Source organism: Synechococcus sp. Cruz-7E5 (assembly GCF_024345995.1).
Taxonomy (GTDB): Bacteria; Cyanobacteriota; Cyanobacteriia; order PCC-6307; family Cyanobiaceae; genus Regnicoccus_A.
Map to the genome: position 1 here is coordinate 1 of NZ_JAGQCE010000027.1, position 10,387 is coordinate 10,387.

Annotated in this window: 13 protein-coding genes; 11 read left to right on the forward strand and 2 right to left on the reverse strand. The window is 65.4% G+C overall.

What is annotated here, in order from left to right:
• On the reverse strand, nucleotides 1-288 hold a 288-nt coding region (locus tag KBY77_RS16280; protein ID WP_255106775.1), incomplete at its 3' end, for a hypothetical protein.
• Between the two features lie 69 nt (nucleotides 289-357).
• Here KBY77_RS16280 and KBY77_RS16285 point away from each other — a divergent pair.
• Together KBY77_RS16285 and KBY77_RS16290 are read left to right on the forward strand one after the other, a co-directional pair.
• Nucleotides 358-1,077: a hypothetical protein gene (locus tag KBY77_RS16285; RefSeq protein ID WP_255106777.1), complete on the forward strand. Its 720-nt coding sequence runs from the start codon at nucleotides 358-360 to the stop codon at nucleotides 1,075-1,077.
• 382 nt (nucleotides 1,078-1,459) lie between these two features.
• The gene (locus KBY77_RS16290; protein ID WP_255106779.1) at nucleotides 1,460-1,852 is read left to right on the forward strand and encodes a hypothetical protein; all 393 of its coding nucleotides are present in this window, start codon (nucleotides 1,460-1,462) and stop codon (nucleotides 1,850-1,852) included.
• Between the two features lie 55 nt (nucleotides 1,853-1,907).
• On the opposite strand, the gene KBY77_RS16295 is transcribed toward KBY77_RS16290, so the two are convergent.
• Nucleotides 1,908-2,039: a hypothetical protein gene (locus KBY77_RS16295; protein WP_255106781.1), complete on the reverse strand. Its 132-nt coding sequence runs from the start codon at nucleotides 2,037-2,039 to the stop codon at nucleotides 1,908-1,910.
• Between the two features lie 228 nt (nucleotides 2,040-2,267).
• Between KBY77_RS16295 and KBY77_RS16300 the strand changes: the two genes are divergently transcribed.
• From KBY77_RS16300 to KBY77_RS16340, 9 genes are all read left to right on the forward strand, one after another.
• The gene (locus KBY77_RS16300; protein WP_255106783.1) at nucleotides 2,268-2,663 is read left to right on the forward strand and encodes a hypothetical protein; all 396 of its coding nucleotides are present in this window, start codon (nucleotides 2,268-2,270) and stop codon (nucleotides 2,661-2,663) included.
• A 113-nt stretch (nucleotides 2,664-2,776) separates the two neighbouring features.
• Nucleotides 2,777-3,241 (forward strand): hypothetical protein, encoded by a 465-nt coding sequence (locus tag KBY77_RS16305; protein ID WP_255106785.1) that lies wholly within the window; start codon nucleotides 2,777-2,779, stop codon nucleotides 3,239-3,241.
• 162 nt (nucleotides 3,242-3,403) lie between these two features.
• Nucleotides 3,404-3,571, forward strand: coding sequence for a plasmid mobilization protein (locus KBY77_RS16310; RefSeq protein WP_255106787.1), 168 nt, complete (start codon nucleotides 3,404-3,406; stop codon nucleotides 3,569-3,571).
• A gap of 164 nt (nucleotides 3,572-3,735) precedes the next feature.
• Nucleotides 3,736-6,840 carry a plasmid replication protein, CyRepA1 family gene (locus KBY77_RS16315; protein ID WP_255106788.1) on the forward strand — a complete coding sequence of 1,035 codons (3,105 nt, stop codon included), beginning with the start codon at nucleotides 3,736-3,738 and terminating at the stop codon, nucleotides 6,838-6,840.
• Nucleotides 6,841-7,058: 218 nt separating this feature from the next.
• Nucleotides 7,059-7,232: a hypothetical protein gene (locus KBY77_RS16320; RefSeq protein WP_255106789.1), complete on the forward strand. Its 174-nt coding sequence runs from the start codon at nucleotides 7,059-7,061 to the stop codon at nucleotides 7,230-7,232.
• 22 nt (nucleotides 7,233-7,254) lie between these two features.
• A complete protein-coding gene (locus KBY77_RS16325) occupies nucleotides 7,255-8,055 on the forward strand; it encodes a sigma-70 family RNA polymerase sigma factor (RefSeq protein ID WP_255106790.1) in 801 nt (266 codons plus the stop codon).
• Nucleotides 8,056-8,619: 564 nt separating this feature from the next.
• Entirely contained in the window at nucleotides 8,620-8,856 is a 237-nt protein-coding gene (locus KBY77_RS16330; RefSeq protein ID WP_255106791.1) for a hypothetical protein, read from the forward strand.
• Between the two features lie 64 nt (nucleotides 8,857-8,920).
• Entirely contained in the window at nucleotides 8,921-9,583 is a 663-nt protein-coding gene (locus KBY77_RS16335) for a hypothetical protein (protein ID WP_255106792.1), read from the forward strand.
• Nucleotides 9,574-10,387: hypothetical protein (locus KBY77_RS16340; protein WP_255106793.1), on the forward strand; the 814-nt coding region annotated here is incomplete at its 3' end. The genes KBY77_RS16335 and KBY77_RS16340, both read left to right, overlap by 10 nt.

Genomic DNA, 10,387 nt, shown 5'->3' on the forward strand with positions numbered 1-10,387 from the left:
AGCTCGGCGCCCGCTGGTCATCCAGCCCATGGGGTCACCGCCACCCAGCCGGCTGATCCGCTGGCTGAGGCGATCAATCGCGCCTGGGATGGGAAGCCCCTGGAGAAGCCCCTCACCGAGTATCTCCGCGAAGCGGGGTATGCCGGCCGCAACGGCGAAGATCTGGTGCGGTCTGCCTTCCTTACCGGGAAGCGTTCGCCGCTGCACCTGGAACGTGGTTTCCATTCCACCAGTGACGCGCAGTCGCTGCTGCTGGCCACTGGTGACCGCCGCTTGCAGGATCGCCACGAGGAAGCCCCGAGGGGGATCCTGGAGCTGGCCCGTATCCGCCAGCTGGCGGACTTCCGGGAAGCCAGCGTGATCGACGCCGGTCTTGTCGGTAGTGCCAAGTCGATCGAGGAAGGCGGTGAAATCACCTTCGGATCGCTTCAATCCGAAGACGGGAAGTATCGCCCGAAGCGTTACGGCCTGGGCTTGCAATTCACCTTCGAAAGTCTGAAGAACGACGACCTCGGTGGTATCGGTGCGGTGATCGATGAAGTCAGCGCAACGATGCTCGAAGCGGAAGCCGCTCAGCTGGGAGAACTGCTCCATGGCACCGGCGGCCTGGGCGGCACCTGCCCCGATGGTCTGGCATTGTTCCACGCTGATCACAACAACAAACCAGGCGCCCCTGTCCAGATGGGAGTGGGCGGCCTGGCGTCGATGGTGACGCTGCTTCGGAATCAAACATCGGTGGGCAGCCGCCGGCTGTGGCTGAATCCTGGCTACGTGCTGGTGGGCACCGACCTAGAGACCACCGCGCTGCAGCTGCTGAGCGAAGCGTGGAGCGCCACCGATCCGGACAACACAAACCCCTGGAAGTCTCTCCAGTTGGTTGTTGATCCGTTGGTACCGGTTGGCTACTTCTATGTGGTCGCTGCCGGCAACCGTAAGCCGTTCGAGCTGGGACGTGTTAAGGGTATGCCGCAACTATCGATGGAGGATGACTTCAGCACTTCCGGCATGAAGATGAAGGTTGAACATGCCTTTGGCGCCGCCTGCAGCGACCACCGAACGATCGTTCGTAACCAGTGATCCTGCCTGCCTAACCTGAAGGTTCGGATGATCGAACCCCTGGCGCCATTGCTGGGGGTTTTTTCTTGCGCTTTCGCCTTAGTTGTCTGGCGCGATCGTCGATCGATGGTATAGTGGAAACGACGACGGGTCAGGCCGAACGCGCCGCCCACGTCAACAGGAACGACAGCCCAAGCGCATCAGCGCCCCCGCCACTGCAGGACCGGCACCCGGCTACCCAGCAGGCACTGACGGACGACCCGGTGGTGGGGTCCAGCTGGCTGAGACGCCCACCCTGATCACATTCGACAACCGAAGAACCGCGGATCACTCAGATGGGGGCCCATGGCCCTGAGCGGCTGGAAGCTGACGCCGCCGGGGCCGAACCATCGCCCCCTGAGAGATGAACAACCGAATTGAAGACCTGCACCCGGTCGAGCTGCTGATGCTCGCCGTGCTGTTGGTGGCCGAGGCCCTGGTGCTGATCGCCGTGCCGCTGATCGCCCTGGTGCTGACGCTGACCAGCTGGCGGGGCTCCGCCACGTCGCCGCCGACCACGGCGCCCGCCGTGCCTGTGGTGGCCCCAGTCGCCCCTGCTGCCGTGCCCGTCACCGCCCCGGCTCCGCCGACGACTGAACAGCCATGGCTGCCGCCGATCTGGCAGGAGCTGGAGCGGCTGACCGTGGCCGAGCTGCGCCGCCTGGCCCGTGCCGAAGGCCTGCCCCGATCACTGAGCCGAGCTGGCCGCCGGGCTGAGCTGCTGCCGGCCCTCGCTGGAGCCGCCATGGCCTGGTGATCGAGGCCCTCCTGTCTGGGTGATCCTCCCTCCCCCATCTGGGTGATCTGCCCCATCAGCCCATGCCTCTGAACAGGAGCACGAGCACCACCAGGAGCCCGAGGTTCGCTCCAACAGCGATCTGGTTTTTCAGCGGAAGCTCAGCGAGCTTGTGAGCCAGGGCGAGAACGGCTGTGATCGTGGCCATGACCAGGAGAGAGGGGTTCCTCTAGAGGTTTCCTGGTCCGCTAGGCCAACCCGTTGGACTACTCGATCCGCGCTGCGGTCACGGACTTACCCTCCCGAAGTTGTGGGCCGGCTCGCATTGCCTGGCGTTGAATCCGCCGATCTGCTCTCGAGTGCGGCCCAGCTCTGGGCCGTCCTTCTCGAATGGCCCAGCCACCACTGGCCCTGGCTGGTCTTGGCGGGATCGGGCGTGGCTGCAATTGCCCTCTGGCGACTGTGGGACAGCCTTTTGGAATGGGACTATGGGCGGTTCTGGGGGGTCCCTGCTGCCTTACTGCCAGCGCTGATCCCGATTGCTAGGAGCTACGAGGAAAACTCCTCTAAGACCGTCAAGTCGGTTACGGTGGCTGGACTGCTACTGGCCGTTGCGGTCCTCCAGCTCTATGGCCAAGAACGTAATAAGCGAGACAGAAAACTTGCGGATGCTGAGATCAACCGCATCGCAGCTGGAGTCGACAGCATCGGAGTTGAAGTCAACCGCATCGGAGCTGGAGTCGGGCGCGTTGAGGCTGGAGTCAGCAGCATCGCAATTGCTCTCTCGGCTCTCGCAGATGAAGCGGAAGAAGCCGAACAAGAGGAGATCTGACCTGATCGCCCAGGCGTAGCCCTCGCTGCTGGCACGTCTCGGGACGTCCTGGCACGCTGGCCCAGCATCGCTGGCCTGCCATGCCTGAGCCGTCCCTAGCCGTCTTGGACGGCATGCTGCTGTCCGCCTGGTGGGAATCCAGAGCCGTCCCGAGATCCACAGCCTTCAAGCTGGTGAAGATCGCCGGCATCGAGCCGAGCAAGGTCCGCGTCCCCGGTAGCCGCTCGCCGGTCAGCAGCCTGAGCCAGCAGCAGGTAGAAACCCTCGACGCCGTGCACGCCAAGCTCTCGAGCGGGGCGACGCTGGCCCAGCTGGAGGGAGCACTGGCGTCGCTGAGGCATCCCGAGACGGCTCAGGATGCTGAGCCGGAGCCCCTGCCCGAGGAAGAAGCCGACATGGCCCAGGCCGTCCTGAGCCGTCTCCAAGCCGGCCAGCTGGCGATCGAGACCGGGCTGCCGCTGAGCACGGCCGAGGTGCGCTGGCTACTGGGGGCACGCCCCGGCGCCACCGTGGTGGAGCGAGGACGGGTCACGGCACGGCGCCATGGGCGGAACTGCTGGACCCTGGAGCCGTCCTGAGCCGTCTCGATCAAGGTGCCGAGTCGTCCTGAGCCGTCTCGCTGCCCCGGTGCTGAGCAGGACGGCGTACCTGTGGCTATGGCAGGTACGCAGGCCGCCAGGGCTTGCACACTCGGGAGCGGTCCGTAACCTTGTAAAGACTGCTACCCGTGCCCCATGGGAATGAACGTCCTGGTCAACATCCGCTGCACGGCCGATGAACGGGACCGGATCCATGCGGCTGCCCGCAGCCATGGCACCACCATCTCTGAGCTGGTTCGCCAGCTGCCCGACCTGCTGGAGGCATCCGCCGCCGGCACCACCCGCCGGGAGTCGATCACCGCCGCATAAAGAAAGGGCCCCGAAGGGCCCCCTCTGAAATCCAACCCAGAACCCGCCGCGCCTGAGAAACAACGCGGGAACTGGGACCAACCACCGGTAACCCAGTGATTCTGACAGCCGTTCCGGGGGATAGAGCCCCTGGAGCAACCGACCACACTTCGCCCGAAGGCTCGGTGTCTTCCCATGAACCTAAGTCTACGGAGGGCGATTGTCGAGCCTTCGTCTTAGGTCAAACGTGGGGGATCCCCACCCCTGCCCTCTGGGATGGCCTGCTGTCCGCTGGCGGCCCAGCTGCTGCGCTGGATCTGCTGGACCGGATCTGCAGCGGCGACAACTGGCGCCGCCCAGCGGCCGGCACGGTGATCACCAGCGGCAGCAGCTGGGACGCTGCCGCTGGTCCCGATGTGATCGAGGCCCGGCACCTGGCCGACTGGATCGACGGCAGCGCCTGCCATCCGGCACTGGCCGCCGTGAACCTGCAGACCCTGCAGGGTGCAGCCGCAATCGAGGCCCTGGTGGGCGATCGGCTGGAGCAGCTGAACGGCTGGGCCAGTCAGTACGCAACCGGCGCCGTAGCCCGGCTGCTCCGCCCCCTCGAGCCCGTCGCCGCTGCTGGCGGCTGGTGGTGCTCGGGCCTCGATCCGCTGGCCGACTGGGCCCCGATGGCCTGGGGCTGCTTCCGGCCCGATCGGCCCCGCTTCGATCACGAGCGCAACCGGGCCCGCAAATACGAGCACCCCATCAGGATGCCGGCCCGCAGCTACTGGCTGCGCGTGCCCGCCGTGGTTGCGCAGCTGGTGGCCGATCGCTTCGCGCTGGCACTGCCCCTGGAGGTGACCGCTGATCGTGATGGCTCCGGCGGCGCGTTCTGGCGCTGGTGGGCCACTGAGCCCCGGCTGCCCCTGGTGATCACCGAGGGTGCCAAGAAAGCCGCCGCGCTGCTCTCAATCGGCCAGCCGGCCGTGGCGCTGCCCGGTATCTGGAACGGTGCACCCAAGGACGGCAACGGCAGGCCGGCGCTGCACCAGGACCTGGCAGGGGTGCCGCTGGCTGGCCGCAAGGTCTGGGTCCTGTTCGATCACAGCGACAAGCCAAATCCCGATGAGCCCAAGGCCGCCCGCCGCCTGGGCCGCCTGCTCCGCGCTGCTGGCGCTGCCGTACTGGTGGGCACGGTGCCCGGCAGCCACGGCAAAGGCGCCGACGATCACCTGGTGGCTGGCGGCACCTGGCAGCAGCTCGAAGCTGCTCTGGTGGCCCTGGCCTCACCGCCGGTTCTGACCCGTCTGCGCTCCGGTGATCTGCCGATCCCAAACGGCACATACATCGCCATGGCCACGAAACTGCCGGCCGCTGATCGTGCCCGCCTGGTGGCCCTCGCTGCCGCCATGGGCAGCGGAAAGACCTGGGCGATCCGCCGCCACCTGGCCGAGCGGGTCGCCGCTGGCCAGGCGAAGGTGCTTTGGCTCAGCCATCGCCGCAGCCTTGCCGAAGCTGGTGGCGAGGCCCTCAACCTGCCAACCGGTGACGGCGCTGCACCCGGCTCAGCCCTGCGCCAGATGGGCCTGGCCCTCTGCATCGACAGCCTCCGCCCCGGCTCCGGCCTGGCGATCAACCCGGCCGAATGGCGTGGCGCCGTGGTGGTGATCGATGAGCTGGTACAGGTGCTGGCCCATGCCCTCACCGCCCGTACCGCCATCGCCAAGCACCGCGCCGAGGTGCTCCAGACCCTGGCCGAAATCCTGCGCCATGCCTCACAGGTGATCGTGGCTGATGCCCTGCTGAACGATCAGGCCCTAGCTGTGATCGAGGCCCTGGTGGGCTGCCGCGCCTTCCTGATCACCAGCGAGCACCGCCCCGCCGCCGGGGCGCCACTGGTCTGGCTCCCGCAGCGCAAACGCTGGAACGGGGCCCTGGTGCGTCAGCTGCAGCAGCGCACCCGGCTGCTGATCTGGGTGACGGCCCAGCAGGCCGGACAGAGCAACGCTGCCCAGACCCTCGCCGCCCTGGTGGAGCAGCACTGGCCCGGTGCCCGCGTGCTCGTGGTGGATTCCGTCACCAGCAAGATCAGCGGCCACCCCGCTGCCCGCTTCGCGGCTGATCCCAATGGCGTCAGCGCTGCCCATGACGTGGTGATCTGCACCCCAGCAGTCACGTCTGGCGTCTCGATCGACGGCCTGGCCGATCACTTCGGCGCCGTCTTCCTTGCCTCTGGTGGTGTGGTGCCGCCCGAGGACGTGATCCAAGCCGCCGGCCGCCTGCGCACCACCGCACCGCGTTACCTGTTCTGCCCCGAGCGCACCCCCGGCCGTGCCCTGCGCATGGGCTCCGGTGGCTTCCGCGCTGATGAGGTGCTTCGCACGCTCAGTGATCACGAGCAGGTGATCCTGGGGCAACTGGCGCAAGCCGGAGCCGTCCCATCACAAGGCCTGGCTGGGCCGTGGCTGAACGCCTGGGCTGAGCTGGCCGCCATCAGAAACGCTCAGGATCTGGCCTACCGCTCCACCGTCCTGGCCCTGCTCGAGCGCGAGGGATACGAGCTGAGCGAAGCGGCCATCGACCCGCAGGAACTGGCCGACGGCCTGGCCCTGGCCGATCAGCTCAAGGCCACCGCCGAGCAACAGCAGGCCGCCGAAGACGCCGCCATTGCCGCCGCACCGCTGCTCAGTGCCGCCGAAGCCGAGGCCATCAGGCGCAAGAGAAGACGATCACAGCAGCAGAGTCACCAGCTGCGCCGCTTCGAGGTGGATCAGGCCTGGGCACTGCAGGGAGCCACGCCATCAGCGGAACTGCTGGCCGCTGATCGTGATGGCCAGGCCGGCCGACTGCGCCGCCGCTTCTGGCTCACTGATGGACGTGATCACGTCGATGCCCATGACCGCTGCGCCGCCCGTGACATGGCACCGAACGGCCAGCACCTGGCCTGGGATCTGGCCAAGACCACGGTGGGATCCGTCGTGAAGACTGCCGATCACCTGGGGCTCACCGACTGGGTGGGCCGTGAGGGGTGGTTCACCGCTGAGGATCTGCAGCTGGTGAAGCTGCAGGCGACCGCAGCTGCGCACCGCGCCGCCCTGGTGCAGGTGCTGGGCATCAGCCCCGGCAAGACCGCCACCGGCACCCTGCGCAGCCTGCTGCGGTCCTTCGGCTATCGGCTGCAGGCCAGGCAGGTTCGCGTCGATGGGGCCAGGCCCTGGCATTACCGCGTGATCCCTGAGGCCCTGCCTGATGGCCGTGACTGGGCCGATCTGGCCGAGCGATGGGCCGATGGGGTGGCTTAAAAAATCCCTTTAGAGATACAGGGAGATTCTGAGCCAGGGAATCTGAGCCCCCCCCCCCCCCCGATCAGCTGCCCCCATCGCCGCCTGAGCCATCGCAGATCTGAGTTGTTATCACTCACCCGATCAGAGTAAAGACTAAGACTATAAGATTCTCCAGTGATTCACGCTGTTACCTGTTAAGCCATGACAGGCTGATTGCGTTGATTCCGGTTAACCCAATGCCCACCCCCACCACCGCCGCCCTGGCCCAGCTGCTGGCTGCCCTGCGGCCGCACCTGGCCCAGCAGGAAGCCTGGTTCGCGCTGTATGGCGAGCCCCAGGATTCCCCCGCCTATCACCAGCTGGTGGCTGCACTGGCTGATGCAGAGTCTGCCCTGGCCTCTCCAGAATGACCCTGGCCCCAGCCAGTCACGCGTGCGCACGTCTTCCGCTGATTCGCTGGCGCATTGGTGCGGCGTCGCGAAACGAGCCGGCCGCATCACCCGCACCGAGGTGATCGAGCTGGCCAGGCAGGTTCGGGCCTGGCAGGATCACCCCGCTGGCCCTGACGGCTGCCCGGAGCTGATCCGCCGCCGTGGCATCCGTGCCCGCAATCGGATTGTCAGCGGCAACCTGTTGCTGGTGCCTGCCCTGGCCAGGAAGTACATGGGCCGGCTGGCCGGTTATGGCGCGTTGGATATGCTCGACCTGCTACAGGCTGGTGCGCTTGGATTATCACGAGCCGCCGAGAAGTTCGATCCCGAGAAGGGCTACGAATTCTCAACCTACGCGTACAACTGGATTCGGCAGGCAATCGGCAATGAGGTAGAAACTCGACGTGATGCCATCAAGATTCCAGTCGCCGTTAACTATGCGCTGATGGATGGCAGGGTAAGGAAAGGCGTCAGTGATCGGATGCTCGAAGCCGGTCGTGCCGCGCAATCCGTCCGTTCATTGGACCGCCACCTATCGATCGACGCCGATGGTGAGGCCAGCGCGACGGTGGATTTCATAGCTGATACGACCCTATCGGGCCTCGATCGGCTGATGGAAGATGAACGCCTGGAGCGGATCGAATCAGTGGGGGGTGATGACCTGGCCCTCCTGGCGCTGCGCGTAGAAGATGGCGCGACGATTTGGCAGCTGGCCCAGCTGCTGGGCACCAGTCGGGCAGATGTGAAACCAGCGATCACCGCGGCTGCTCACAGACTGCGGAAAGTAGTAGCAGCGGCATAACCAGCCAGGTATAGTTGCGGGAACAGATAGAACAACCCGTGATCACTTTCTCAGAGACTGAACACCGCCATGAAGTGCTGATCGCTGCAGGTTGGAATCCGACGGATGATGATGCACCCAGACCACCTGAGGCCTGCCCGTTGTGGTCGGCACAGGCCAAGCGTGCGCATAAGCTCGACACTCAGCGTAAGCACAGCAGCTAATCTGCTGGCTTCAATGATCAACGCAACACGCAATGGTGAGCACTGAATATAAGTTATGTTCAGTTAGTCTGTTGTGTTAAGTCTATCTGAGAATGTTCAATCGATTGATTGATCCTGTCGGCTGTGCATGGGTATGGGTATAGGGGGTAGTCAAAAGGTACTGGGTCGATATAATTTGACTCATGCGGCCTCCGAGTCGCGAGTTTTCGACTAGTACAGGCGATCTAATACCTTGGCCAGTTTGCAGTGGCGGGGCGGCAATTCCGGCCTGTGCATATACGAACCCCAACCCCGCGATGGATGCCGCGGGGAGACGCCAACATTTTTTTAGACTCATGCCAATGTTGTCACCTTCTGCCTGATGGCATGGATCGGCCCAACTGAGGCCGCGCGGCGACTGGGGATCAGCACGCAGGCATTGCGGAAACAGGTTGAGATGCTGGAGCACGACGGCATCGCCCGGCGCACGATGAACGGCGGCCGGCGGCGGTGGGTGTTTGATGGCGACCGCCTGGCCAGGCAGTACGACAACTATGTGCGTTGGCGGAGTGACTCACCCCGTGAGCAGATAAGGCGGGCAAGGATTGCGTCCGGTTGATGCTCCCTAACCTGAGGTATACCGTCGAATACTGATGGATCCTGGAATCGATGAGCCGGTAACGGTGAGCGCGAAGCTGTCACCCGAGCTGGTGAAGATGCTCGACGTTCTATCTGAGAACCGTTCCGAAGCAGTGCGGCAGCTGCTGACCGTTGGCGCTGCTGCCCTGGGTGATCACGGCACTGTGCGGCAACGGCTGGAGCTGAACCAGCTGGTGGCTGAACTGCGCGAGGTGGCCGCCGCACTACCACCGACTGGCACGACCGCCAGCGGCGCAATCTGGGCTGCATCGCCTGATCGCCTGCCCGATGAACCGCCACCGGTTTCGGTGGTGGCCTGCCCCGGTGGAGTCATGGCCCACGGCCTGGGCGGCTCGCTGGTGGTGGAGCGTGAGCAGCTGCAGCTGATTGTTGCCGCTGATGATGTGCTGGAGCAAAAGATCACGCTGCCCCAGCTGATGGCATTGGGCGGTGAACTGGCGTCAGCGTTGACGGCACTGGCCACCCGGCCGGCACGGGCTGAACTGACCTGTGGCCTGACGGTGGAGCGCACCGCTGAGGGCCCGCTGAGGTTCGGCCTGGCTGGTAAGTCGATCACGGTCGATGCCCTCAGCGGCTGGCGGCTCGCCGCTGAGGTGCTGGCGTTCGCCACTGCGCAGTTGGGCCAGGAGGCTGAGCTTCGCAGTGATCTGAACCGCCGGATTTCTGAGGTGCCGTCGTGGCAGTAACCACCCAGAAGGAAGTGCGCCGCGCCTCGGCATTCAAGCCAACTACCGCCAATGAATCCTCGAGGACTGTCTCGCTGGTGATCGCCACCGAGGCGCCGATCGATGGAGTTGTTCTGAGCTGCCGCCAGCTGCCGAATTACGGACCGCACCCGATCCCGGTTCTGCTGTCGCACGAGAACAACGCGGCGCGGATGGCTGGCCGCCTGATCGACCTCAAGGTTGAGAACCGGCAACTGATCGGCCTGGCTCAATTCACCGACGCACCCGCGGCGGATGAGGGCTGGGCTCTGGCCCGTTCTGGCTGCGCCGTGAGTGTCGGTGCATCGCTGGATGGCGGTTCGCTGGAGCCGCACTCGAAGACCGCTGATCTGGCCCGCAACTGGCGCCTGAGAGAGGCGTCACTCGTGCCCGTGCCGGCGGATCCGGCCTGTCTGACCAGATCACAAACCACTGAGCCCCAGGAGGGCAATTCCATGACCACCCAGACCACCGCCACCCAGACCACTGACGACGACGAGACCACACTCACCCGCAGCCAGCTGCTGCGGCAGAACCGCATCCTTCGCAGCGCCGCTGCTGCTGGCCTCCCCGCTGAGGAAGCCGACGAGCTGGTCCGCAGCGGCAAGCCCGCCGATGAGGTGATCATCACCATCGTGGAGCGGATGGCAGGGAGGCTCAGCTCGGCGCCCGCTGGTCATCCAGCCCATGGGGTCACCGCCACCCAGCCGGCTGATCCGCTGGCTGAGGCGATCAATCGCGCCTGGGATGGGAAGCCCCTGGAGAAGCCCCTCACCGAGTATCTCC

Bases quoted from the DNA above. Each gene is read 5' to 3' on its own strand.
- KBY77_RS16290 (WP_255106779.1), top strand. From the start codon at position 1,460: ATGAACAACCGAATTGAAGACCTGCACCCGGTCGAGCTGCTGATGCTC.
- KBY77_RS16295 (WP_255106781.1), bottom strand. From the start codon at position 2,039: ATGGCCACGATCACAGCCGTTCTCGCCCTGGCTCACAAGCTCGCTGAG.
- KBY77_RS16305 (WP_255106785.1), top strand. From the start codon at position 2,777: ATGCTGCTGTCCGCCTGGTGGGAATCCAGAGCCGTCCCGAGATCCACA.
- KBY77_RS16310 (WP_255106787.1), top strand. From the start codon at position 3,404: ATGAACGTCCTGGTCAACATCCGCTGCACGGCCGATGAACGGGACCGG.
- KBY77_RS16320 (WP_255106789.1), top strand. From the start codon at position 7,059: ATGCCCACCCCCACCACCGCCGCCCTGGCCCAGCTGCTGGCTGCCCTG.
- KBY77_RS16330 (WP_255106791.1), top strand. From the start codon at position 8,620: ATGGCATGGATCGGCCCAACTGAGGCCGCGCGGCGACTGGGGATCAGC.